28 protein-coding genes are annotated in these 23,974 nt (G+C 29.9%); 4 read left to right on the forward strand and 24 right to left on the reverse strand.

What is annotated here, in order from left to right:
• Positions 1 to 223: 223 nt before the first annotated feature.
• From IR151_RS16210 to IR151_RS16280, 15 genes are all read right to left on the reverse strand, one after another.
• Positions 224 to 649, reverse strand: coding sequence for a helix-turn-helix domain-containing protein (locus IR151_RS16210; protein WP_227436472.1), 426 nt, complete (start codon positions 647 to 649; stop codon positions 224 to 226).
• 284 nt (positions 650 to 933) lie between these two features.
• The gene (locus tag IR151_RS16215) at positions 934 to 1,566 is read right to left on the reverse strand and encodes a ketohydroxyglutarate aldolase (RefSeq protein ID WP_227436597.1); all 633 of its coding nucleotides are present in this window, start codon (positions 1,564 to 1,566) and stop codon (positions 934 to 936) included.
• 105 nt (positions 1,567 to 1,671) lie between these two features.
• The gene (gene dapA / locus IR151_RS16220) at positions 1,672 to 2,577 is read right to left on the reverse strand and encodes a 4-hydroxy-tetrahydrodipicolinate synthase (RefSeq protein ID WP_227436599.1); all 906 of its coding nucleotides are present in this window, start codon (positions 2,575 to 2,577) and stop codon (positions 1,672 to 1,674) included.
• A gap of 4 nt (positions 2,578 to 2,581) precedes the next feature.
• Positions 2,582 to 3,184, reverse strand: a complete 603-nt coding sequence (locus IR151_RS16225) for a KpsF/GutQ family sugar-phosphate isomerase (protein WP_227436474.1) — start codon at positions 3,182 to 3,184, stop codon at positions 2,582 to 2,584.
• A 63-nt stretch (positions 3,185 to 3,247) separates the two neighbouring features.
• On the reverse strand, positions 3,248 to 4,519 hold the full coding sequence (locus tag IR151_RS16230; protein WP_227436476.1) for a PTS ascorbate transporter subunit IIC: 1,272 nt from the start codon (positions 4,517 to 4,519) through the stop codon (positions 3,248 to 3,250).
• 27 nt (positions 4,520 to 4,546) lie between these two features.
• Positions 4,547 to 4,834: a PTS sugar transporter subunit IIB gene (locus IR151_RS16235; protein WP_227436477.1), complete on the reverse strand. Its 288-nt coding sequence runs from the start codon at positions 4,832 to 4,834 to the stop codon at positions 4,547 to 4,549.
• 15 nt (positions 4,835 to 4,849) lie between these two features.
• Positions 4,850 to 6,931, reverse strand: a complete 2,082-nt coding sequence (locus IR151_RS16240) for a BglG family transcription antiterminator (RefSeq protein ID WP_227436480.1) — start codon at positions 6,929 to 6,931, stop codon at positions 4,850 to 4,852.
• A 494-nt stretch (positions 6,932 to 7,425) separates the two neighbouring features.
• Positions 7,426 to 7,947 (reverse strand): cysteine hydrolase family protein, encoded by a 522-nt coding sequence (locus tag IR151_RS16245; RefSeq protein ID WP_227436482.1) that lies wholly within the window; start codon positions 7,945 to 7,947, stop codon positions 7,426 to 7,428.
• A gap of 228 nt (positions 7,948 to 8,175) precedes the next feature.
• A complete protein-coding gene (locus IR151_RS16250; RefSeq protein WP_227436601.1) occupies positions 8,176 to 8,436 on the reverse strand; it encodes a MerR family transcriptional regulator in 261 nt (86 codons plus the stop codon).
• A complete protein-coding gene (locus IR151_RS16255) occupies positions 8,433 to 8,561 on the reverse strand; it encodes a winged helix-turn-helix transcriptional regulator (protein ID WP_227436484.1) in 129 nt (42 codons plus the stop codon). The genes IR151_RS16250 and IR151_RS16255 overlap by 4 nt, the downstream gene beginning before the upstream one ends.
• 196 nt (positions 8,562 to 8,757) lie before the next feature.
• Positions 8,758 to 9,612: an acetyl-CoA hydrolase gene (locus IR151_RS16260; protein WP_227436485.1), complete on the reverse strand. Its 855-nt coding sequence runs from the start codon at positions 9,610 to 9,612 to the stop codon at positions 8,758 to 8,760.
• Positions 9,613 to 9,643: 31 nt separating this feature from the next.
• A complete protein-coding gene (locus IR151_RS16265) occupies positions 9,644 to 10,156 on the reverse strand; it encodes a DUF1097 domain-containing protein (protein WP_227436486.1) in 513 nt (170 codons plus the stop codon).
• Complete coding sequence (locus IR151_RS16270) at positions 10,149 to 10,418, reverse strand: hypothetical protein (RefSeq protein ID WP_227436488.1); 270 nt, start codon at positions 10,416 to 10,418, stop codon at positions 10,149 to 10,151. Before IR151_RS16270 ends, IR151_RS16265 begins: the two co-directional genes overlap by 8 nt.
• A gap of 50 nt (positions 10,419 to 10,468) precedes the next feature.
• Complete coding sequence (locus tag IR151_RS16275) at positions 10,469 to 11,425, reverse strand: flavodoxin family protein (protein WP_227436490.1); 957 nt, start codon at positions 11,423 to 11,425, stop codon at positions 10,469 to 10,471.
• Positions 11,426 to 11,451: 26 nt separating this feature from the next.
• Entirely contained in the window at positions 11,452 to 12,840 is a 1,389-nt protein-coding gene (locus tag IR151_RS16280; protein ID WP_227436492.1) for a hypothetical protein, read from the reverse strand.
• A gap of 342 nt (positions 12,841 to 13,182) precedes the next feature.
• On the opposite strand from IR151_RS16280, the gene IR151_RS16285 reads away from it, so the two are divergent.
• From IR151_RS16285 to IR151_RS20270, 3 genes are all read left to right on the forward strand, one after another.
• Positions 13,183 to 14,064 (forward strand): LysR family transcriptional regulator, encoded by an 882-nt coding sequence (locus tag IR151_RS16285; RefSeq protein WP_227436494.1) that lies wholly within the window; start codon positions 13,183 to 13,185, stop codon positions 14,062 to 14,064.
• 108 nt (positions 14,065 to 14,172) lie between these two features.
• On the forward strand, positions 14,173 to 14,406 hold the full coding sequence (locus IR151_RS16290; protein ID WP_255606218.1) for a transposase: 234 nt from the start codon (positions 14,173 to 14,175) through the stop codon (positions 14,404 to 14,406).
• The gene (locus IR151_RS20270; RefSeq protein ID WP_413926651.1) at positions 14,403 to 14,525 is read left to right on the forward strand and encodes a hypothetical protein; all 123 of its coding nucleotides are present in this window, start codon (positions 14,403 to 14,405) and stop codon (positions 14,523 to 14,525) included. Before IR151_RS16290 ends, IR151_RS20270 begins: the two co-directional genes overlap by 4 nt.
• A gap of 308 nt (positions 14,526 to 14,833) precedes the next feature.
• Here IR151_RS20270 and IR151_RS16295 read toward each other — a convergent pair whose 3' ends face one another.
• From IR151_RS16295 to IR151_RS16335, 9 genes are all read right to left on the reverse strand, one after another.
• Positions 14,834 to 16,141: a M20 family metallopeptidase gene (locus IR151_RS16295; protein ID WP_227436496.1), complete on the reverse strand. Its 1,308-nt coding sequence runs from the start codon at positions 16,139 to 16,141 to the stop codon at positions 14,834 to 14,836.
• Positions 16,142 to 16,205: 64 nt separating this feature from the next.
• Positions 16,206 to 16,685, reverse strand: coding sequence for an L-2-amino-thiazoline-4-carboxylic acid hydrolase (locus IR151_RS16300; RefSeq protein ID WP_227436497.1), 480 nt, complete (start codon positions 16,683 to 16,685; stop codon positions 16,206 to 16,208).
• Between the two features lie 46 nt (positions 16,686 to 16,731).
• A complete protein-coding gene (locus IR151_RS16305; RefSeq protein WP_227436499.1) occupies positions 16,732 to 17,595 on the reverse strand; it encodes a PTS system mannose/fructose/sorbose family transporter subunit IID in 864 nt (287 codons plus the stop codon).
• The gene (locus tag IR151_RS16310; RefSeq protein WP_003425166.1) at positions 17,595 to 18,350 is read right to left on the reverse strand and encodes a PTS mannose/fructose/sorbose/N-acetylgalactosamine transporter subunit IIC; all 756 of its coding nucleotides are present in this window, start codon (positions 18,348 to 18,350) and stop codon (positions 17,595 to 17,597) included. Before IR151_RS16310 ends, IR151_RS16305 begins: the two co-directional genes overlap by 1 nt.
• A 27-nt stretch (positions 18,351 to 18,377) precedes the next feature.
• Positions 18,378 to 18,866, reverse strand: coding sequence for a PTS sugar transporter subunit IIB (locus tag IR151_RS16315; protein ID WP_227436501.1), 489 nt, complete (start codon positions 18,864 to 18,866; stop codon positions 18,378 to 18,380).
• A 17-nt stretch (positions 18,867 to 18,883) separates the two neighbouring features.
• Complete coding sequence (locus IR151_RS16320; RefSeq protein WP_227436503.1) at positions 18,884 to 19,285, reverse strand: PTS sugar transporter subunit IIA; 402 nt, start codon at positions 19,283 to 19,285, stop codon at positions 18,884 to 18,886.
• A gap of 2 nt (positions 19,286 to 19,287) precedes the next feature.
• The gene (locus IR151_RS16325) at positions 19,288 to 19,785 is read right to left on the reverse strand and encodes a PTS sugar transporter subunit IIB (RefSeq protein WP_227436505.1); all 498 of its coding nucleotides are present in this window, start codon (positions 19,783 to 19,785) and stop codon (positions 19,288 to 19,290) included.
• Between the two features lie 23 nt (positions 19,786 to 19,808).
• A complete protein-coding gene (locus IR151_RS16330; protein WP_227436507.1) occupies positions 19,809 to 20,213 on the reverse strand; it encodes a PTS sugar transporter subunit IIA in 405 nt (134 codons plus the stop codon).
• A 230-nt stretch (positions 20,214 to 20,443) separates the two neighbouring features.
• Entirely contained in the window at positions 20,444 to 23,011 is a 2,568-nt protein-coding gene (locus IR151_RS16335; protein ID WP_227436509.1) for a sigma-54-dependent transcriptional regulator, read from the reverse strand.
• 165 nt (positions 23,012 to 23,176) lie between these two features.
• Between IR151_RS16335 and IR151_RS16340 the strand changes: the two genes are divergently transcribed.
• Positions 23,177 to 23,920, forward strand: coding sequence for a PHP domain-containing protein (locus IR151_RS16340; RefSeq protein ID WP_227436511.1), 744 nt, complete (start codon positions 23,177 to 23,179; stop codon positions 23,918 to 23,920).
• Positions 23,921 to 23,974: the final 54 nt, after the last annotated feature.

Here is a 23,974-nt window from a genome sequence, read left to right on the forward strand (position 1 = left end):
TATGGTCTATGTTAATTATTCATTATTATAAAGTTTTATTTTTAAGTGTACTACAGTAAATGTACTAAAATTGTTTAATAAATTTATTTTCTTTCTTATCAATAATTAAAAAGTAAGTGGTTATACCTAGATAATTATTATCTAATATAGCATCAGAAAAACTACCTCAATCTTCAACTAAAAGTAAATCTGTAGGTTTAACTTTTTTAAAATTTAATTTATTCTATTTTTTTATATAGTCCAGTATATAACTAATTCCCATACCTATAAAACTACCAACTATCCCCCACATAAAATTACTTGTGACAAATCCAATTGAGATGCCAATTATAAAACCACCTATAATTAAATTATCTGATGGGTCATTTTCTTCCTCATTTTTATCATAATCTGCGATATTATCAGTAGGTAATTTACCTGGTACAATCGTATCTTCAGCTTCAGTTTTATTTGTATTAACTATCAAATCATCTAAAGTTACATTAAATAGATTTCTTAATAGTATTAAATTTTCTATATCTGGATATGTTTTATTGGATTCCCATTTTGATATAGCTTGCCTAGATACATTTAGCATTTCAGCAAGTTGTTCTTGTGATAGATTTCTTTCTTTTCTTAGTCTTTTTAAACTTTCCCCCAAGTTCAACATAATCACCTCATCTCAATTTAAATTATATTTATTTATTGATTTATTCACAAGACTTATATAGTTGCACCATGTTAACTATTAGTTGCATTGCTGAATTTATCTACATTCCAAATAAAAAAATAATAAAGGAGTTGCCTTAAAATTGATTTTTTTCTAATCAAATTTTAAATTCAACTCCTTTTTTGGAATTTTAAATGAAATTTATTTCTTGAAAATAAGCTACTCTTCGTAAAAAAGAAAGCTGTTACACATCAATTTATAATTGTTTAGCAACAGCTCTAACTTTAAGCTTTTCTTATATTTTTAATTGTTTCACGAATCTTTCTGGCATTTTCAGCAATATCTTCAACACTACCCTTGGTTAATAACCCACCAAATCCACACACATCAACACCATTTTCCAACCATATATGCAAGTTATCAAGAGTAATTCCTCCACTTGCCAATATTGGCATATCAGGTATTGGTGTTTTAAATACCTTTACTAGTTTAGGTCCATAGAAATCTGATATTGGAAAAGCTTTGATAAAGGTAGCTCCTAAACTCAATGCATCTACTGCTTCTGTTAGTGATGTACACCCTGGTGCGTAAGGAATTTGATATCTATTACAAGTTTTTGCTACACCTTCATTGTAATTCGGTGCAATAATGAACTGAGCTCCATGTAAAATGGCATGACGAGCTGTTTCACTATCTAAAACTGTTCCAGCACCCACACAAAGTCTTTTACCATACTTTTTGCTAAGCCCTTGAATGATTTCTCCAGCATTATTCAAGGTATAACTCATTTCTATAACTGGTACTCCACCTTTAATACAGCCTTCAGCAATCTCACATGCACGCTCAAGTGTTTCCACTCTTACAATTGCTAGAGCTCCACATTCTACCATTCTTTTAGTTATATTCATCTTTTTCATACCATTCACCTCTACATTCATCAAAGCATTTTGATTCTTCATTAATTCCAATCCCATTTTACAATACTATATTAGTTATATGTCAATGTGATGTCACTATCTGCGTTATCTATTCTCACAGTTTTTATTGAATAAAGTTTTATAATTTTCAACTACTTGCTTAATTTCTTCAAGCAATACTCCCATTGGCTCAATTACAGGAAGTCGTGCAGTCCCAACATTAATTCCATTCAAGACAACAGTTTTCTTTATAACAGATGGAATAGTCCCAAATTTTAGGATACGACGAAGTTCTTCAATACTATTTTGAGCTTTTTGAGCTGCTCTTAAATCACCCTTAATAAAGTTATCATAAATAGCAATATCAATCTCTGTTAAAAAATTTGCTGTGGCTGCTACAGCACCTTGCCCACCAGATTTCAAAGTATCAAGAATAAGGGAATCTGAACCTGAAAATACACTAAAGTCTTCATTCCTAGTTATTTCAATATAAGCTTTTATATTATCAAGCTTACCACTACTATCCTTTATTCCAACAATATTTTTTACCTTAGATAATTCATGTACTGACTCAGGTTCAATATTAATTCCAGTCTTACTTGGCATGTTATACATCATAATTGGTAAGTTAACTGCATTAGCAATAGTTTTATAATGTAAAATTAATTCCTGTTGTGTTGGTGTTACAAAATATGGCGTAATAATTGATAATGCACTTGCACCTATTTCTTCCATTCTCTTGGATAAACTTATAACTTCACGAGTTGAATTACCTCCTGTTCCAACAAAAACAGGTACACGATTGTTAGTGTGATTGATAACAATCTTTGCAAATTCAACCTTTTCATCATCTGTAAGCACATGACATTCACCATTAGTTCCTAAAATAAATAATCCATAGATTCCTCTATCAATTAGATAATCAATCAATTCACATGTTGCGTGTGGATTGATATTTTGATTTTCATCAAATGGAGTTATCATTGCACATATAATACCTTTATATTTCATAAAATTATATTCCCTCTCTAATAGACTTTCCAAGACTTCCTCCTGGATGCCACTTTAAATACTGCTTTGCATCAAGACCTTTAGCGTACTGAAGTGCAACACTTAATGATTGTAATACTATAGTTTCAGCAAGAATTGATGCACGAGGAGCCTTATTAAGGCAATCTCCTTCCTGTTTAACGCCTGCAAATAGGAATATATCAGAAGAATTTTTTAAGTATGAATCAACATTACCACTCACCCCAATTATTTTTGCTCCATTTGCTTTTAATGTTTCAACAGTTGCTTTTAATTCTTGAGTTTCACCACTATTCGATATTGCAATAACAACATCACCCTCAAGTACTTGACCACTTGACCCATGTACTGCTTCTGTACCATGCAATACATATGCTGGTGTTCCAGTAGATGAAAGTAATGAAGAAATATACCCTGATACATGACCTGGTTTACCAATACCAGTTACATGCACACGTCCATAACTTCTTTCTGCTTCGAAAATTAAATCACATGCTTTGTTTATAGATACTTCATCTATTGAAGCAATGAACGTTGCAACTTCATTAGATAGATTCTCTAGAAATACAGGTAATGTATTTTCTACCATAGATTTATCCTCCTTAAAATTATAATAGGAATACCTATTATCCTTGTATAATATTAATATGTTTTAGATAGGTTTTATAAATTGTAAAATATTATGTAATATTGAACCAACCACGTTATAATCAATATTAGGGAAAGTTGCTCCTTCTATACCAAGTGTTCCATAAACTGGATATAGTATAACTGGTAAGAATGCAAGAAATAATCCTACAACGAATGAGCCAACAATAGCTCCTCTCCATCCTCCTGATGCATTACCAAATACCGCAGCTGTACCACCTGAGAAGAAACATATATGAGCAGCTGGAATAATTACTACAGGGAATATATTAGGAAATGATGCCATAATAACAATTGCTAATAGACCAGCAGCATATGCTGAGATAAATCCAATAATAACTGCATTTGGTGCGTATGGAAATACTGTTGGTACATCTAATGCAGGACGTGAACCTGGAATATATTTTTCTGAAATAATTACGAATGCTGCAGTTATTTCAGCCAAGAACATACGAACACCAGACATTAATATTGACATACCAGCTACGAATGTAAATGCTTCTATAAGAGGGAATACTAACCAATGTGTTGAGCCAGCAAGTTCCTGAGTAAATGAGTGTCCAGCTTTTAAAGTTGCTACATAGAATAAGATTAACATAACTATAGACAGACCCATTAAGAAATCTCTAAATATTGATAACCACTTAGGAAATTTAATCGTTTCTGTTGTTTCTTCTTTATGCTTTGAAAATAAACGACCAATATAACCTGATAAGCCATAACCAATCATGTTGAAGTGACCAATAGCTTGTTCATCCCCACCTGTCAGTTCACGCATAAATGGTTGACAGAATTGAGGTAATGCAGCAGACATAAATCCTAAGATAGTACCACCCACTAAAATAGTAATTGTGTTATCGAATCCATGTGCTTTCATAATCAAAACTAATACACAAGAAAAGAATAAACTATGACCTGTTGTAAAGAAAATATTTTTGAATCTTGTAATACGTGCAAAAACTAAGTTTAATATGAATCCAAGAATCAATGTACATGAAACCGCAAAACCATATGTACCTTGTGCAAGTGCAGTAGCTGCTTCTGGTGAAGCTATAACACCTGTAATTCCAAAACCTTGTTGAAATAATTTATTGAAGTTCTGTAATGCTCCAGTCATAGCTGAAGCACCAATACCAAATATCAAGAAACCTATAAGTGTTTTTGAAGCTCCAGTAAATACTTCAACAGCTGGTTTCTTTTGAAGAATCAATCCTATAAATGCAACTACACCAAGTAAAACAGCTGGCGTACTCAATAAACTAATAATAAACTCCATAAATAGCCCTCCTTATTCTATTAAATTTTATTTTTCTTTTGATGCAAGAAATTTTTCTAATGCTGTTTTAATTTCATTACGGTCAACAATGTTGTGAATTCCAATTATATCAAATTTCAAATTTTTATTTTTTAACTCTTCAGCAACATCAATTAATGTTTCTACAGCATCTCCATTGAATCCATTTAAGGAGTCTAATGAACCATGCTCTACTTCAATTGGAAAATTATTTTCCTTAATAATTTGTTGAGTCTTTATTTTTAACATCAAACTTGAGCCAACTCCTGCTCTACATGCGATTAAAATTTTATACATAATTAAATCCCCCTTTTATAATTCATGTGTTTTTATAAAATCAATAATTTCATTAGCTTCCTTAGCATTATCCAAAACTCTAAAGAATTCTTCTTCTTCCAATAGTTCAACTAACTCTGACATAGCACGTAAATGACTATTATTATCTATTGCACTTAAGCAAAATACATATTTTACAGGGTCATTATTATCATTTCCAAATTCAACAGGATTTTCTAAAGTAGCAATCCCTATTGCAATTTCTTTTGCCCCTGCTTCTGGTCTAGCATGTGGAAGTGCCACATGTTTTGTAATTACTATGTATGGTCCAGACGCTTTTGCTGAATTAACCATAGCATCTACATAGGCTTCAGTTACTTTATTATTTTCAACTAAGACAGAAGCTGACTGTCTAATAGCTTCCTCCCAATCTTTAGCTTTTATCCTTAGTTTTATTAGCGTTTCATTAGTAATGTCACTTAGCATAGGTCCTTCTCCTTCCTTAGACGTAAAATTTTCTATCTGTGTAAAATAGGCTAATAACTCACTTGAAAGCATACTTTCAGAAGTTACTTTCGCATATTTTTTTATTATATCCATAACCTCATCGATTTTAGGTTGCCTTAAAAAAATATCACCCAATTGAATGTACACTTCACGTGTAACCTTATATTTTTCTTTTGGGGTCATAACAGGACTAACTTTAATCACTGGCACATCTGTTTTTAAACCCTCCGCCTTATAATTAGTTGTAAACACAATGTCTACAGATTCACTAATATTTCCCAGTTCAGAGGATTCTAGTATTGGTAGAAAATGCAAATCAGGGAACAAGCTTGTAAGTTCTGCATGTAAAATAGCTGAACTGCCAACACCATTTGAACAAACTATCAATGCTCTCCTTTTTCTAGGTCCATCAAACTCTTTTTTATCTGAGAAAAGGGTTGCAAAATGCATAGTTAAATATGCCAATTCCTCTTCTTGAATGTCTTCTCCAAATAGCCCACAAAACTCTTTCATTGCATTACTCACAATTCTATAAACTAATCTATATTCTTCTTTTACCTTTTCACAAATTGGATTATAAATAGGTAATTTAAATAAAAGTCTGTAATAGGCTGGTCTAAAATGAGAATATAGTCTCTTAAATATTTTTTCTTGACTTATATAATAAACTCCACTTAAATATCCAAAATTTGTCATCATTTTATTTACAATTTTTGAAATAACAGCTCTATCTTCTGTATCTTCTTCATCATTTCCTACTGATATACCTAAAATCCAAGCACTAATATACATTATATTATGAGATTTTATCTTCTCTTTACTCTCATATACTTCTAATAACTCCCTAGCAAATTTGTATTCCTTCATCGAACTCATGACTGCAATATTAGGAATATCTATATTTTCTTGAATAACTATTCTATTTGAATACATTCTTGCTTTTAGAAAGATAAAGATATATATAAACTCTATTAATCTATCTTCAACAAAAGTAATTTCATATTTTTTTACAAGCTTTAATATAATTTTTTTAGCTTCTTCAAAACTATCTAACTTATACTCTTCAATAAAAATATCAAATACTCTTGAACTTTTCTCATTAGATAGAGTTTCTATAATGTTTTTAATAAGTACTCTTCTAATTTCCATCTCATTCCCGACTAGGTAATATCCGTTTATACGATTGTTCTTAACTTTAATGTTCTTTTTTTCAAGTTCTGGTATCAAATCTTTAAAATCAAGATTTACAGTAGACCTACTTACTTTTATAGAATCTATAAAATGATTAATTGAAATATCCTCCAGATTAATAAAAAGCATTAAATACATATATAAAAGTCTTTCTGTTTTGCTAAAATAGTAAGTATTCTTAGAATAGTTTTTTTCGAGGATTTCTCTAATTGCATCTTTTGTATCTTTTTTAACAATAATATCTTTATCAGCTCTTAAATATATAAGTGGTACTTTTTTTACTTTAAGTATGTCATTGATTTTATTTATTCTATAAGTAATTTGCCTCTTTGATGCATTAGATTCTTCTTGTAGTTCGTCAGCTGTAATCAATGTGCTATTTAATAAAACCTGAAGAATTGATACAATTTCTTTATCCACTTCTATTAATCCCTACTTTCTTGTTAAGATTAGTCTTTGTATTATCACTAGATTTTCATCACCTCCACAATATTTATTTTATTTGATAATTTTAGCCTTTTCAATTTCATTTAAGTCTAACTTTTGTTTTAGATTAAGACAAAAATTAAACTTATCTAAAATACAAACTATAATACATGTATAGATTCTATAGATAAAAAAAGAGTTTCTTAAATAAAGAAACACAAGAAAAATTGATTTAAATAATAAAAATTATATTGATTATGAATAAATTACTACAACTAAAAAGCACATTAATTCAAAATAAAATTGATGTGCCTTATATATAACTCTAATATGTTAAGTCTGATTTTTAATTTGGAATTTAACATCCTTTGTTGGAACTTAAATTTGAAATCAACTTATGTAAATATAAATGTCACAGTCTATGTTCCTTATGATTTTAATATTTTAGACTAAGTAAGTTAAGTTTTTTCTTATGTAATAATCTATATTTATTTCATCCTTCTAAGTGTTTCGTCTACTGAAATACATTCTGCATATCTTTCATTCCAGATAAATTCATTGTAGTATTTATATGATTGTTCTGCTGACATAAATGAATTATCAACAGTTGTATTTGCATAAGCTGGGACTATTATATTAAACCCATGTTCAAATCCACATTTTATAGTAGCATCAATACAGTAATCTGTTTGAAGTCCAGCAATAATTATATTTTTTTCACTAGTACTTTTTAAGTATTCTAATAAGCCTGTTCCCTTAAAAGCACTATTTACTTCTTTATCAAAGATTTTTTCTTCATCACATGGTTTAAATTTTTCATATATTTCAAATCCGTTTTTACCTTTAGTCAACTCATTTTCAACTCCATCATCATGACGGACATAGATTACTTCTATATTATTTTTTCTTGCTGTATCAATTAAGCTTTCTATATTTACTACAAATTCATGAAATTTATATAATTTTTCATTTGTTATTAGTTTTTGTGTATCAACAATTAATAAAACCATACCTATTCCTCCTTGAATGTTACTCTAATAATTTCTTTATATTTTACTATAAAAGTAAATATTAGCCTATAAATTTTTATTGTGAAAAACCTATTAAAACTAGGCTCCAGCTTAAGAGAATATCTACAAGTAATTTTTACTTAAATTCAATTAATAAATAAGAGATAATCATATCACTCACTTAGCATATGATTATCCCTTACATTCTTAAAGAGTTTGTTCTTTCTCTTATAATAAAAGTTCTAAATTGCTTATACTCTTGCTTTTTCTTATTTCTTGAATTTTTTTAATTTCGATATCAATCTCTCTATAAAAATTTATTGTTGTAATATCATATATATCAAACTGATTATATTTTCTATATCCATTTTCATCATTTTTCTTAGGATTTACTAATCCTTTATCCTCATAAAATTTTAGCGTGTCTCTAGATATTCCTAAAAATTTAGATACTGTCCAATTGTATACATTGTATCCTCCTACTGTTATATAAGTTCTTCATGTTCATTAAATTTCTTCCTATTAACAATTCCAACACCTTCTAAAACTTGAAGTATCACAATCATCATACCATTTGTAATCTTTGGAATTACTCTTTTTACTTCATAACTCAAGTATAAACTTATTAATATGATACGTTGTAAATATTATATTATCTACATGTATCTAACAATGATTCTTTACCTTTAAGATACACTCTCACATATTTAACTTTTACTTCAAAAGTTTTTCTAGACACAAAAATGTTCCCTTCATGATAACAGTTTTATTATTTTAACTATTTGTCATCATAAAAGGAACTTCTTGATTTTATCTCATTGGAATATATCCACGATACTGTGAATATGCGTCCATAGTTGCTATATCGCCTAAGAATACTGAGGCAATATTAAATTGTGGTTTTAAATATGGGAACTCTTCTTCTTGTGCCCATTCTGGCTTTTTGATAAATGATTTTGTCCCCTCAACCACAGCTTTATACCATTCTTCTTCTCCTTCAAACCATAGTTCTACTACACGATCAAAGGCAGTTGCTCCATAGTTAATCATGATTTTACTACTTACAAAACGATTAACATAACAGCAGTTTGTAAAGTATGGAACTACCTCATCATAGAACCATCCTTCTCCTTCTTCTTTAGAAATTCCATCTGGGTACTTAATCATAAATTGCCAACGATAGTTTGGTCCATCTTGTACAGTACGTCCTTTTCCTCTAAAATCTTCTTCCCAGTTTATTGGAATAAAAGCAAATATAAATGGTGGACATCCATTATCCCCACCTACTGCACGTCCTGCATCTCCACTTTCTGCATTCTCATGAACTTTTTTATTCTCCACATCTGGTATACACCCTTGCCAACGGAGAACATCCATAGGCATGTATTCTGTCATAATTCTATTTGCCATTTCAGGCATATGTTCATCTACAATCCAATAATGCTCTGTTAATTGCATCTTACGTACACCAAAACGTTCGCCTTCATCTGGTGTAGGATATGCTTGATAAAAAGCATATTTAGTACAATATGGTCCAAAATTACTAATACTATCTGGAATATGGTAGCGATATAACCAGTCCATTAATTTAGGTCTATACTCTTCCTTAGCAAGTCCTACATATATTAAACTTCTCATTATTTTAAATTCAAATCCCATAAACATTCTCCTATAATCAAATTATATTCATATGCTTTCAATTTCCCGTTTTTTTATCTTTCTCCAAAATACATACAGTAAATAAATCTACGCCTGCTCCTACATACCATACTCCTACTGCCATAGCCACAGCAACTTGAATACAAAGACTTTGTAAGTTAATAATACTTTCACCTGTCATAATAGTTAGACCTATGGCCCAACCACAAAGCCATGATGGTAAGAAAATTACTTTTTCAAATAAGGATGCAATTATAACTGCAAAAAAACCTAATATACCAAGTGTTAAAAATAATTCTAGATTTGGGTTGAGATTTATGTATTCCATAATTATAATAGCCAACACTGCCCATAAATCTCCACACCAAAAACCAAACATTATTTTTAATCCATCTTTTCGTTTATTACCATTTGTTACATATAATCCTGCACAAATTAATGCTACTGCTCCAGTTTTTATTCCTATATAAGGTGCTAGCACTGCCCATAAAGGAGGTAGTAAAGCAATCCCTATGGATAGTGTTAATATTTCTTTTTTCTTTCTATCCATTTCCTATATTATAATTAGTAGTTTCTATAGCTTGATTCATTCCCACTAACCTTATTGTTATTGGATTTGCAATCATAGATACTACAAAACAAATTAAGTGTAGTGGTATAAACATAGCAATGAACACTGGAGCTAATCTAACATTGTAATATGCAGGTACTAAAGCAATAATTGCTTCTATAGTCGATATGATAAGTGCTATTTGGATATTATTTACTATATTAATAATTCCAATTTGTTTAAAGTGTGGCTTTTCATTCATATAATAAATCTCCTATAACACTAATTAAAATATGAGTCTTCATATTTTAATTATTCTCCTAATGAAAGTTCAGCATGCTTTTCTTTGGTTAATGGTTCTATAAAATTGTAAGCGGCTTTTCTTTCTTTAAATTCTGGTGTTTTACGAACTTCTGCATAATGACCTTCCATTTTCTTAATATCATCACCATGTATAAACTTACCTGCTAAAGTATCATGAGCATGACCTAATTGCTCTTCTGGGAAACTAAATACAGTTTTTCCACTTGCAGTATCTAATTCTCCAACTATACCACATAGAGCACATATTGATTTTTTAGTACCTGGCTCAAGGTAGAATAATCTATTATTACAATGTGGACAGACTCCTTCTTCTCCTTTGTATAAAGCTTTTTCAAAATCTTCTGCTGCTTCAACTATGTTTAAACCTATTTGATGAACTTGAGCAAGTTTTGAGCCATCCATTACTAATTCCTTTGCCCATGGGAACCAAGCATTATCTATAACTTTCCACATTGGTATTAATGCTAACATAGCATGCTCACATTGAACTCTTGTACCCCAGTCTGACCCTCCTATTCCCATGAATGATATTACTTTATCATTAAGCATTCTTGGGTCTGGAGTTTTTCCTCCTGTAGCTTCTGCAACTTTTATTCCTATAATATTATTTCCTCTATCTGCTCTTGGTCCAAAACGGTCCATTATAGTATGGAATAGACCTGATGCTCCTTCCTCAAATATAGGGTCTGAAACTACTATCCCATCTGCATCTTTCATTTTGTCAAGTAACCATTCAAAATCATCCTTTAATACACACATACTACCTTTTCCAGATAATAAAGTCTTAACACATGCACAACATCCAGTACAATGTTTAATGTTAAGAGATGACATTTGAATAAATTCTACTTCAGCTCCTGCTTCTTGAGCACCTTTAAGTGCCACTTTACACATGGTGTCATTATTTCCATTTTTTGTTCCAAAAGAAATACCTAGTATTTTCATTTTTAACTCTCCCTCTTTAGTGTTTATTAATCTTCTTTCATTTTTAATATATAGAATCCATCATCTAGGGCATCTACAATGATGTAACCTCTATCGTCAACAATAAGATCTTCTGTTACTGCCAAGCGTGGTCCAGGGAATCCTGGGAAATAAGATTCTTCTGGCGTTTTATTTGGATTTGGTGGTATAAAATATGCTAACTCTTTGATGTAATATGGATCTGATACATCATAAACCCTTAATCCTGCATGGAAATAACAGCAATATACTCTATCTCCTCTTTGCTCTAGCCATGGTTTATTATCCATTGGCTCATGAAGGTTATGTGGACCAAATGGCCCTGGTTTTCCTAGCCCTGCAACATTAAAGTTAGGATATGGGAAATCCTTTGGTACTTCAGGATATGGGAATTGAGCAATTAATGTTGGTCTTGTTGGATTACTAACATCAACCATATGTATATTATTCATAGCTTGAACATCTGTAATACTCTCTGGCTTAAAAAACTGGAAACGTTCTCCCTCATTTTGCACAACAACTAAATCTCTTCCTGGTAATGGTAGTGCTGTATGAGTTCTTGCTCCTGCGAGTTTACTAGAAAATGCAGGCATAAATGGTAATTCACCTAAGCATCTTGGTCTTGTTAAATCTTCAACATCTAATACAACTAAACCAGCTCCTCCATAACCACAATATGCTTTTCCATCTCTTACAAATGGTGGTCCATGAAGCCATCCTTTATCCATAAATTCTGGACAATGAGGTGCTCCTGCATCAAAAGTTCTATCTGGATATCCATCTGCATATTGGTCTGGTCTCCACCACTTACCTATTTCCACTGGATTAGTTGGATCTATTATATCTATAACTCTATAAATCAGACCTTCAAATCCAACACAATCACTTGATAAATGTACATATCTTCCACCATTGTACATAAATCTATGAACACCCATTACATGCTTTAATCCACAATCCCAGTAACCTAAAAACTTAGGATTTAAAGGGTCTTCTTTTAAACTATATATTCTGATTCCTGCTTCACACTTAATACTTGCTAATTTAGCTTGATCTACAAGTGCTCCTGGTCCACTTCCACAACTCATAGCTACTATCATTAAATCATCTGCTATTTGAATTTTTGGAGTAGTTGTTGTAGGATACTCTTTTGGATTTAACATTTGAAAATGTTTTATAAATTGTGGATTATAAGGATCTGTCACATCACTAATCATTACTCCATTTTTTTTACTTCCCCCAAAACAACATCCATATAAATAGTATTTTTCATCTCTTTTGTACAGAGCCATCTGAAACATTCCACAAGTTCCATCTAAGTCATTAAAGGAACAAACTTCAAGATTTTTAACATATCCGTTATTTCCTTTTCCTTTTGCATAAAATTTATCTTCCATTTTTTCTCCCTTCTCATTTAAAATATTATTAATTGCTATACTTTCATTTTATGAGACAAACTTACTTAAATCCAATATCGTTTTCATGGGAATATATAAGTTATTCTTATTATTGAGCTACTCCATGTTAACTACCTTTCCAGCCTACTTATGTTGAGGATGGAGTAGTTAGTCTATCTTTGATAATTTTATAAAACCTAATATAGAAATATGTCTAAAACATATATTTTTATAGAAATATTTTCCAATATTATTTAAAAGTAAATTTTCTTATACTATAATAAGTTTTAATTATATATGAATAAGGTCTACAAACAATAAAGTTTAAATAGGGGTGATTATTTGAATACTAAGCAATTGGAATATTTTATATCTGTAGCAGAAAATCTAAGTTTTACCAAAACAGCAGAAAAGTTTTATATTTCCCAAACTGCTGTTACACAACAAATAAAAGCTTTAGAAGAAAAAATAAATGTGACTCTATTTACAAGAAGTAAACGACATGTTGAGCTAACACCAGCTGGAAAAGTTTTTTTATCTGAGGCTCGTACTATAATAAAAAATATCAATGACGCTATTGAAAAGACACAACAATTTGCACATGGTTCTTTTGGAACTTTGAGTATTGGAATCTTAATAGGATATGAAAAAAACAAATTCCAACAATATTTAAAAGAATTTTCTAATACATACCCTAATATATCTATGGAAATTTGTACTAACGAGATAACTGAACTTTTAAACTTAGTAAAAAATAATTTTATGGATCTTGCCTTTGTTATTAATCCAGAGAATCAACCATTAAAAGATTTTGAATATAAAACTGTAGAAAGATATTCTTTGGTAGCTCTTTTACCCCATGGTCATCCACTTTGCAATGAGGATTCTATTGATTTAATTGAGCTACAACATGAGAAGTTTATTTTTGTAAAGGAAACAGGAGATGAGTATGGGCAAAAATCCATGATACAGAATAGATATCGTGAAGCGGGATTCGTACCTAATGTTGTACAACGTTCAAATGATTTTAATACTATTGAGTCACTAGTAGCCTCTAACATGGGTATATCCATTTTACCTTCATTTTGTGTTGTAGATACTATGATAAAACAGGATATTGCAATTGTACCTATAAATGAAGTACAAAATAGAATCGAAGTTGTAGTTGTATGGAATAAAAACAATACAAATCCAGCATTAGAAAAATTTATTTCTATAATATAAAATTAATTAATATTAACTTGGTCTTTAAAATAAAGTGTGTATTCTTCTAAAAAGTAATGATAATTAAAATATTAAATATCACTATATAAATGAAGGTGCACACTTTTTATGTTTAACAAAAACAAAATATTAAAAAAACTTATTGAAGAATATGATGTTAAAACAACTACAGATGTTCAAGACATGTTAAAGGATTTATTTGCAAGTACAATTCATCAAATGTTAGAAGCGGAGCTTGATGAGCATCTAGGTTATGATAGGTATGATAATAAGAATAAAAATACTAAAACTCTAGAAATGGATATAGAAATAAAAATGTTAAATCAGATTTTGGAGAAATAACTTTAAATATTCCAAGAGACCGAAATGTAGATTTTGAACCAAAGGTAATTAGAAATTGGACTCAAATTTTAGCTCATTTAAGTATTTACTTTGAAGAAAGAATTTTAACTTTAAGTTAATAAAGAAATATTTCAAAAAATTCAAGAAATTTTCTTAAAGGGATAATAATTTTTGCAAAAATGGAAAAAATATCAAAATAAGCCTATGATTTTTAAAGCCATAGCCTTATCAATAAATATTTAATTATCACTTAAAAGATAAACTTTTATTTAAAGAATACACATAAATATTTCCAAACTCAAAAACCTTATTGTTTTAATAACACCACCAAGTCCAGCTGTTATTTTTATTCCTATTTTCCCAGTTCCAGGTATACCTACCTTTAATGTATTCTTAATTATATTTGCACATAAGTTCTATTTTCCTTTTACAATTCTAATAGTTTTATTAAAGCCAAGGTATATATCTCCATATTCTTTCGTATATGCTCTATTGGTACTCTTTCATCTGCTCCATGACCACCAGTTTTATACTCTAAGAACTTAGGTCCAAACGCCACCATATCTTTAAACCAACTTGCATATGTGCCACCACCCATAGCAATTGTATATCCATTTTCATCTGTTACTTTTTCATAGGCTTCTAATAACTTTTTAAGTACTAAACTACTCTCATCCACATAATGTAAGTCTTTATGATCAATAATCTTTATTTTCCAACCATTACAAAAAAACTTTTTGAATCTATCTATTATATTGTTTAAAACTATATTTTTACCATACCTTATATCTAACTCACATATGATTTTTTCTTCATTCACTTTTAATATTCCTAAATTTAAAGTAGTGCTTTTGAACACCTCATCATATTGATTAATTCCCAATGCATCTCCATAATAGTCACTACAAAGGTATTTTGAAACTAATTCTATATCTTCTCTATACTGAAAATCCATATTATCTTTAACTATCTTTATTATCATTTTAGATATAGCATTTTCTCCCTTTTCAGGATTACTTGCATGCACAGCTACTCCTTTAGTAGTTAATTCTGAAATAATTCCATTAATAATCTTTGCAGTACAATAAGACGGAACAACATTTTCTTTAGTTCCTCCACTTACTATTATGTAAGGTTTACTTTTATCAATTTTAATCTCTTTTTCTATCCTTATATGAACTCTTCCTTTTTCTCCATTAACCACTGGATACATAGCATCTGGAGTAAAGCCCATACTTGGAATTTCTTCACCTTTATCTAAATAATATTTGATACACTTCATACCTGTTTCCTCATTTGTACCAAAAATTAATCTTATTCTTTTATTAATTGTAGGGTACATATCCTTTATGTTTTTCAATACATGTATAAGCATAGATACAGCCCCCTTATTATCTATGGCACCTCTTCCATAAATAACATTGTCAATTACTGCTCCCGAAAATGGATCTACACTCCAACCATCTCCTGGGGGAACTACATCTAAATGCATTGGAATTCCTATTAATTCTTCTCCCTCTCCAATTTCTGCATATCCAATATAATTATCAATATTTTTAACGCTAAAACCCAAACTAGTGCAGTAATCTAAAGTTTTATCTAAAGATTTTTTAGGTCCGATACCAAAAGGACATTGTGAAATAGGTTCACCTTGTTGTGTATCAATTTTTATTAATTCTTTTAGGAATTCTACTGTTCTATTTAAACTATTATCTACACTTCTGCTTATATCCATAAATCAACCTACTTTCTGTTTTTTTAAAGCCTGTTCTTAAAGAACAGGCTTTTAGCATTAAAAACTATTTTCTTGTGAATACTAATTCGCAAACTTCATCATCATGAGCACATTTTTGAGCAAACTCTAATCTAACACCTTGTGCACAATCAACTCTTCCATAATCACCGTAGCAAGCTAATCTACAAATTTCTTTTCTTTCTTCTTTAGTTAATCCATACTCTTTCCAAGCAGCATCTAATGGACAGTGATGGAATTTTAAAACTCCATTCTCATCTGTATTTTCTACTAATTCCATTTCAAACACTTTTTGTCCTTTACTGTTATATAACATTTCTGCCATTTTTCCTGGAGTATCTGCTACGCTATATTTTTGACCTCTCATTTTGCCAAATCCATATATTGCTTCTTTACATATATCATCTGGATTAACTCCTAATTTTTCAGCTTCTTTCATAAGAAGATAGAACCATACTGCTCTTTCTCCTGTTGCTCCTCTAATTCCTTCTAAATATTCCTTCTCTGTATACATTTTTTCTGACATGTCTTTCTCCTCCTAAAATTAAATTCTATATTTTAATCATTGTAAATTAGAATATTCCAATTAATGATCCTACTAATGCTACTACAACTAAAATTACTAATAACTTAGTTATTGTCCACTTCTTGTATTTCATTCCCCAATATACGAAGAATACAACACCAAGTGGTAATAAACCTGGAGCAATCATATTTAATGTGTCTTGAACAACAATTGCTTTACCACCAATATCAAATGATAATGGAGTTGAAAGCTTAACTGTAGTTGCAGATAATGCTCCCATCATAAACATTCCTAGAATTGAAGCACCATCAATTATCTTATTGACAATACCACCTGATAGAATTTTCTTAATTGAATCTCTACCTAAAGAATATCCTAAATGGAATAAGTAATAACCTTCGCAAAATAGTAATATACTAAACATTATTGGGAAAAATGCACCTATAACACTTCCTTCTGCTCCAAATGAAGCACCTAAAGCCAAGAATATTGTTTGAAATGTACCAAAATCTAAAGTATCTCCAATTCCAGCCAAAGGTCCCATAAGCCCATTCTTAACACCTGAAATAACTTCTCCTGGGATTTTTCCTTCAGTAGCTTTCTCTTCTTCCATAGCTAAAACTGTACCGTGAATTAACCCTCCCCATATAGCTTGAGTATTAAAAAATTGTAAATGCCTCTTTAACGCATCTATTAAATCTTCTTTTCTCTTATATAACTTTTCTAAAGCCGGAGTGAAACTTGCACAAACTGCTAATGCTTGCATTCTTTCAAAAGAGTTAGATAATTCTGCTGTCCACCACCATCTTAGATATGTTTTTGTTACATCTTTCTTCGTAAGTACTCTTGTCTTATTAACTTCAGTCGTACCTTGTTCATTTTTAACTTCTTTGTTTTTTATTTCTTGCATTATACTTCACCCACCCTTTTATCTTCTTTCATAAATGTAATTAAAAGAGCTATACAAACACCAAATATTGCAGCTGCAGTGATTGATATTTCAAAATATTGAACCATAAAAAATCCTATAATAAACATTGGTAAGAATTTATTTTTACCTATAGTAAATATTGTTGTTGCAAAACCTAATGCAGGTAATATACCACCCATTACTGTTAATCCATTCATTAACCATTGTGGTATAACATCTAATAATGATTGAACTAAATCTGCTCCAAAAAAGTTACATACAAAAACTATTGGAAATCTTAAAACAAACCCAAATATTAAAGAGTAAAGTGTTGCACATCTCCAGATACCTTTTGTATTACCTTCTTCGGCATACTTATCTGCCTTATGAACTAATACAGCATTACCAGTTCTTCTTAAGTTATTAACTAATACTCCTATAACACCTAAAGGTACCGCAATAGATACTGCAACTTCTGCATTAACACCAGTTTGAAGTGCTACTGGTATTGCAATAAGAGCAGCTAAACATTTATCTGATGGAATATTTCCTCCTGCTGCTACCATTCCTAGATAAACCATTTCTATACTTGCACCAACAATCATACCAGTTGTTACATCACCCCAAAGTAATCCAAGGCTAAAACCTATAAATAAAGGAGACTTTAGTGTTGAGAAAAGGGTATACCCTGCAAGACCTGCTGCAAACCAATACCATAATCCTGTTACAATTGCCAACATCAAAACAGATTCCATTTATAATTCCTCCTAATTTATAAATTTTTATTTAAATTTCTTTAACGCATTTTCATACGTCATAGATGATTCCTCTGGTATAACCTGTAGAACTATTTCAACCCCATTTTCATTAAGTTTATTTAGTTGTTCTACATCTTCATTTCCTAATGAAACAGCTGTAAATACCATCTTCTTTCCTGCTTCATTTGGAATACCTCCTAATTGAATCTTTTCATATTTAAGACCTGCCTTATACGCCTTATTTGCCATATCAACGTTCTTAAATAGAATAAATATATTTTTATCTCCTAAAGTATTGTTTTGGAATGCTTGCCCTGCATCTTCTACTGTTAAAATAGCCACTTCTACTCCTGATGGTGCTGCCATCCTATATACGTCAGCCATAAATTCATCTTGACCTAAGAAGTCATCAACTATTACTATTTTTTGAGCTTGAGCGATTTTCACCCATTTTGTTATAACTTGTCCATGAATTAATCTATGATCTACTCTTACTAATGTTATTTTTGCCATTATATCCACCTCATAATTTATATTTTTTTAAATTCTTTAATTAAATCCACACAAAGGCTATTATTTTTTCTGACGATTCTTTCTGGTAATGTATGTACTTTATCTTCTTTGCTTAATTCTTCATCTACGATTAAAATTGTCTGTAAGCTAAGTCCATTTATTGCATCTATCCCTCTTCTTATAGCAACAGCTATTGCAACATTTGATGTAGATCCCCCATACAGATCTGATATTATAATTTTCACATCCTCTTTATCTACTATTTCTTCAACCTCTTTCATGAATACAGAAACATCTTTTTCAGGGCTTAGTGATAAAACTTCGTATTGATTTGACAATCCAAAGTTTTTATTTGCTTCTTCTACTAATACTTTTCCCCAAGTTCCATGGCAGAGTATGATTGCCTTATATTTATTCATTGCTAAACAAACTCTCCTTTATAGCGATTAATAATGTGATTTAACTCTACTTCGTCCTCGTCAGGTACCATTTGAATTGATACATTAATATTTTTTTTAATAAATTCATCTATTAAAAGAAATTCTTTTTTATTAATGTATACACTTTGAGATATTTTCTTTTTTCCTATCCCTGTAGGTATTCTTCCAATAATAAGTTTTTTAATATCAATTCCTTCTTCTTTCATTCTATTTGCAGTATCTAAGTTTTTAATTAATACAAAAACGTTATCATCAGCTTGGTTATTATAAAAATACCTCCTTGATTCACTTACAGTTAATATTGATAAATCAATATTCTTTGGTGCTGCCATTTTTATCAAACCTTTAGCAATAACATCATTGGTTGTTTCATCATCTACTACTACTATTTTTTTAACACCTAGATGCTTAACCCATTTATATATCACTTGACCATGTATTAATCTATCATCACATCTGCAATATTTTACTAAAGACATTTTTAATCGAACTCCTTTTTCTATTACATTGAGCCAAGAACTTTATTAATATGGTTTATACCAGTTTTCCCCGCTTCAATACATGTCTCTGCTAACTCTTCTAAACTTTTTCCATCTCTATTAATTAAAGCTTCAAGTAGCATTGGAAGATTTACTCCAGTAAGTGCATGAAACTTTCCACCTTTTTTAAGGTTTAAACTTGCAACATTACTTGGTGAACCTCCTAATAGGTCAGCTAATACTAAAACTCCGTCACCTTCATCTAATTCATTTAACTTTTCTACAAAATTTCTATTTAAGTCTTCAATATTATCATTCCTATTTAGTTTAATTGCTGCTGTTCTTTCTGCTGGTCCTGCAATAAGTTCACAGCTTTTTATAACTTCTTCACTAAAATTCCCATGAGTCATAACTATTATCCCAATCACCAATCTCACCTCACTTTTCTTGTCACTTTTTATATAAGCAATTGTTGTGCCAACTTATGTGTATCAATAACAAATGGCTATTTTACAGGATTTAATCAAATCTTTTTACTTAATTTATAAAAAAAACTCACTTTTTCAATATGTATCAAAATCTTTTTCAAACCTGTATCAAATCTGTATCAAAAATAGGTAAAAAAAAGATAGCCTTTTGGCTATATTTAAATTTTGTATCAACTTTTGAATTTATCTGTATCATACTGTGATTCAAATATATCTAATATATTTGCATATTCCATATCTGAAATAATTATATCGAATGTCTCTTCTACAAGCTTAAAGCTTTCTTTTATAACTAAATATAATTCTTTACTTCTACTAATTCTTTCTTCATATAATTTATAAACTAAAGACTCTTTTATTATTACTCTTTCAATCATACATGAACAATGAAATATAAACTTTACTAAAAGCTCATCTTGAATTACTAAAGAATAATGTTCGCTAATTCTATTAATTACTTCTTTTAATATAAAATAAGCCTTTTCCCCATTTAAAAAAGTCAAAGTTTTACTAATATTATCAATTAGTAATCTATCAAAATATCTACCACCATTATCTTTTTCAGCATACATAATTTCCATATCTCCATAATGTTTCTTTATAGATTCTATAATATTAAAATATAATTTCTCTAATGTCATTTCCGGAGTTAAGGCCTTTCTAGTTGCTTCTATTACAATAGGTGTACTTACCATATCTATTGCTTTTACTTCTTTTCCAGTAGCATCATGAATAACTTTAGCAAATGTTAAAATAGATCCCATATCAGTTAGAATTAAAATTCCCTTTCCTTTGTCAATTTCATTGGCTATTTCTACAGCTTGGACTAAAATATCCTGAACTCTATCTTCTAATCCCATATTGATTGCCACCGCATGGTTACAATCCAGTAAAGTATTAGCTACATTCACCATGCTAGATGCCGTAGATTCACCATGCATTATAACTAATATTGCTATACTCTCCTCATTTAATCCCACATAAGATAAATAAAGAAACGTTGCTAAAAAAATTGCTTCATCTTCTGGAAACTCAACTCCATACATTAACGACATGTTAGATAATATTTCTTTTGCTATGTTATATTCATATGCTCTTTCCTTCATAATCTCATCTTTATTAGGATGCTTTACTATGTTCCCAATCTTTATTCTTTCAATTAAATTCTGAATATGTAAGGCTATAGCTTTTATTAATTTATCTAATCCTTCTCTTTTGCTCCATTTATCATGCTTTTGTAAAATATACTTCACAGTAGTTGCAATTGAATCATTAACAATATTGTTATAAGCTGTTTGATTACTACTATTATATATAAAAGTATTCATTAAATTATAGGAATACTTCTGTATATCTTCATCTATAACGCTTCTAATTTGTGACTCTTTAATCCCTTCCTGTTGAAGTTTATTCCAAGTTTCTTTTATCATTCCATAGAAATCTAAATCATATTTTTTATTTTCTATTAATAAATTTTCACTTTCAAAATTCTTTTCTTCTGGTAAAAAAATAATATCATCTTTCCCAATAAAACTGAAGTTTTGTACAAACTCCTCTTTTCTATTATTTCCATATAATGATTCTCTAATATTGTTTGGTAGAAGAGAGAGTCTTACATATACACATTCTCTTTTATAGGTCATATAATCTAAAAAAGCTCTTGCACAAATTAATTGTATGTCGCTTTTTAATTGTCCTATATTTCCCTTACACTTATATAAAATAAATGCCTTAATAACTTCTTTTGAAACCTTTAACTTAACACCAATCCTAATACTTTCTTCTTTAAAAAAATAACATATAAGCTTCATTCTCTCTTGAAAGCCTCTTTCCTCTAAAGACGGAATCTTTATAGTTACAGGTATTCTTCTTAAAAACGTTTCCAACATTGCTATCTCTGGATCTTCTGTAGTAGCTGCAATTATCATAACCCTACACTCATGTACCTTATTAGCCTCTCCTAATCTTCTATATATACCTTTATCCATAAGCAGAAATAACATTTCTTGTCCCTCTGCAGATAGTCGATGAACTTCATCTAAAAACAATATTCCATTATTAGCTTCATGTACAATACCATATTTATCTTTATCAGCTCCAGTAAATGCTCCTTTTACATATCCAAAAAGCTGTGCTAATAATAATTGCTGATTATCAGAATAATCAGCACAGTTAAATATGATAAATGGTGCATTATCACTATCTTCTTTTATAGTTAAACTATACTTATACATATATTCTGCAAATATAGATTTACCAACTCCTGTAGGTCCTATTATTAATGTACTCAACCCCTTAGGTGGATATATTACTGCTGCTTTAGCTTGCTCTATCTGGGACTTTAAACTTCCGTCACATCCTACTAAATTAAAAATATTGTTCTCTTTTTTTATACCCTCTACAATATACTCATCTTTGATAGAATCATTTTCACTATATTCGTTTATAGAGTTAATATTATCAAATATCCCTGTATTTAGTTTCTTTCCTAAAATACTCTCAATACGTTCTTTATATAAGTACTGAACAGGTTTTCCCTTTATCTTTATAATGATATTTTCCTTTATTAATTGATTTAATTCCTTACTAGCATTACTTCTATTTATACCTACTTCAGTAGCAATATGTTCTGCATCAAATCCAAATCTAATGCCATTATTAAGGTTCAAGTGTTCTTCTGTTAATCTTTTCAAGCAAATTAAAACTTTTTCTTTCCTTGATAGCTTCTTTTGTATCATAGTTAACCTCCCCTATAAGCAGTAATACTGTTAAATATTTATTATTAAGCTTAATTCTACAATATTTCAATATTTTTGTCTAATTGTGTAACTATTGATTTTCTTTCCTATTCATTTTATAATATAAATTACGTTACCCTCATCTTTTATAGAGGAGGAATTTATATGAATTTTTTATCAGATTTACACACCCACTCTATAGTCAGTGGTCATGGCTATAGCACTTTGTTAGAAAATATTAATTATTGTAAAGAAAATGGAATTAAGATACTAGGTACATCTGAACATGGTCCTAAGATGCCTGGCTCTCCCCACAAATGGTACTTTCACAACATTCAAAATATCCCAAGAATCATAAATAACATTATAATCTTAAGAGGATGTGAAGCAAATACACTAGACACTGAAGGAAACATAGATTTAGAACCCTTTGTCATTTCTCGATTAGATTATCTTATTTTGTCATTTCATGAAGCCGTTTTTTCACCAAATACATTAGAGAATAATACTAAAGCCTTAATAAATGCAATAAATAAGCATGATAATATTGAAATATTAGGCCACCTTGGAAACCCAAACTACCCAATCGACTATGAATTAATCATTAAATTAGCCATGGAAAAGAGTATCTTAATAGAAATAAATAATTGTTCTATCAAAGGAGTGTCAAGAAATGGTAGCTCAGATAATTGTAAGTATATTGCTACACTTTGCAAAAAATATGGTGCTAAAATCATACTAACTTCAGATGCTCACATTTGTTTTGATATAGGTAACTATGAGTATTCTGAGAATATCTTAAAAGAAATTAATTTTCCAAATGAATTAATAATGAATTATCCTAAAAAACTTATTAATCATTTTCACCAAAAAGGTAAATTACTAGATGTTGATTATACAAATATTTAAGTAATAATACATGCTTGCTTTAACTCTTATAAAAATTAGAGTATTATCCTATTT

The organism is Clostridioides sp. ES-S-0006-03 (genome assembly GCF_020662275.1).
Classification (GTDB): Bacteria; Bacillota; Clostridia; order Peptostreptococcales; family Peptostreptococcaceae; genus Clostridioides.

Excerpts from the sequence above, each read along its gene's own strand:
- IR151_RS16210 (WP_227436472.1), bottom strand. The coding sequence starts at position 649 with ATGTTGAACTTGGGGGAAAGTTTAAAAAGACTAAGAAAAGAAAGAAAT.
- IR151_RS16215 (WP_227436597.1), bottom strand. The coding sequence starts at position 1,566 with ATGAAAAAGATGAATATAACTAAAAGAATGGTAGAATGTGGAGCTCTA.
- dapA (WP_227436599.1), bottom strand. The coding sequence starts at position 2,577 with ATGAAATATAAAGGTATTATATGTGCAATGATAACTCCATTTGATGAA.
- IR151_RS16225 (WP_227436474.1), bottom strand. The coding sequence starts at position 3,184 with ATGGTAGAAAATACATTACCTGTATTTCTAGAGAATCTATCTAATGAA.
- IR151_RS16230 (WP_227436476.1), bottom strand. The coding sequence starts at position 4,519 with ATGGAGTTTATTATTAGTTTATTGAGTACGCCAGCTGTTTTACTTGGT.
- IR151_RS16235 (WP_227436477.1), bottom strand. The coding sequence starts at position 4,834 with ATGTATAAAATTTTAATCGCATGTAGAGCAGGAGTTGGCTCAAGTTTG.
- IR151_RS16245 (WP_227436482.1), bottom strand. The coding sequence starts at position 7,947 with ATGGTTTTATTAATTGTTGATACACAAAAACTAATAACAAATGAAAAA.
- IR151_RS16260 (WP_227436485.1), bottom strand. The coding sequence starts at position 9,612 with ATGTTTATGGGATTTGAATTTAAAATAATGAGAAGTTTAATATATGTA.
- IR151_RS16265 (WP_227436486.1), bottom strand. The coding sequence starts at position 10,156 with ATGGATAGAAAGAAAAAAGAAATATTAACACTATCCATAGGGATTGCT.
- IR151_RS16270 (WP_227436488.1), bottom strand. The coding sequence starts at position 10,418 with ATGAATGAAAAGCCACACTTTAAACAAATTGGAATTATTAATATAGTA.
- IR151_RS16275 (WP_227436490.1), bottom strand. The coding sequence starts at position 11,425 with ATGAAAATACTAGGTATTTCTTTTGGAACAAAAAATGGAAATAATGAC.
- IR151_RS16280 (WP_227436492.1), bottom strand. The coding sequence starts at position 12,840 with ATGGAAGATAAATTTTATGCAAAAGGAAAAGGAAATAACGGATATGTT.
- IR151_RS16290 (WP_255606218.1), top strand. The coding sequence starts at position 14,173 with ATGTTTAACAAAAACAAAATATTAAAAAAACTTATTGAAGAATATGAT.
- IR151_RS16295 (WP_227436496.1), bottom strand. The coding sequence starts at position 16,141 with ATGGATATAAGCAGAAGTGTAGATAATAGTTTAAATAGAACAGTAGAA.
- IR151_RS16300 (WP_227436497.1), bottom strand. The coding sequence starts at position 16,685 with ATGTCAGAAAAAATGTATACAGAGAAGGAATATTTAGAAGGAATTAGA.
- IR151_RS16305 (WP_227436499.1), bottom strand. The coding sequence starts at position 17,595 with ATGCAAGAAATAAAAAACAAAGAAGTTAAAAATGAACAAGGTACGACT.
- IR151_RS16310 (WP_003425166.1), bottom strand. The coding sequence starts at position 18,350 with ATGGAATCTGTTTTGATGTTGGCAATTGTAACAGGATTATGGTATTGG.
- IR151_RS16315 (WP_227436501.1), bottom strand. The coding sequence starts at position 18,866 with ATGGCAAAAATAACATTAGTAAGAGTAGATCATAGATTAATTCATGGA.
- IR151_RS16320 (WP_227436503.1), bottom strand. The coding sequence starts at position 19,285 with ATGAATAAATATAAGGCAATCATACTCTGCCATGGAACTTGGGGAAAA.
- IR151_RS16325 (WP_227436505.1), bottom strand. The coding sequence starts at position 19,785 with ATGTCTTTAGTAAAATATTGCAGATGTGATGATAGATTAATACATGGT.
- IR151_RS16335 (WP_227436509.1), bottom strand. The coding sequence starts at position 23,011 with ATGATACAAAAGAAGCTATCAAGGAAAGAAAAAGTTTTAATTTGCTTG.
- IR151_RS16340 (WP_227436511.1), top strand. The coding sequence starts at position 23,177 with ATGAATTTTTTATCAGATTTACACACCCACTCTATAGTCAGTGGTCAT.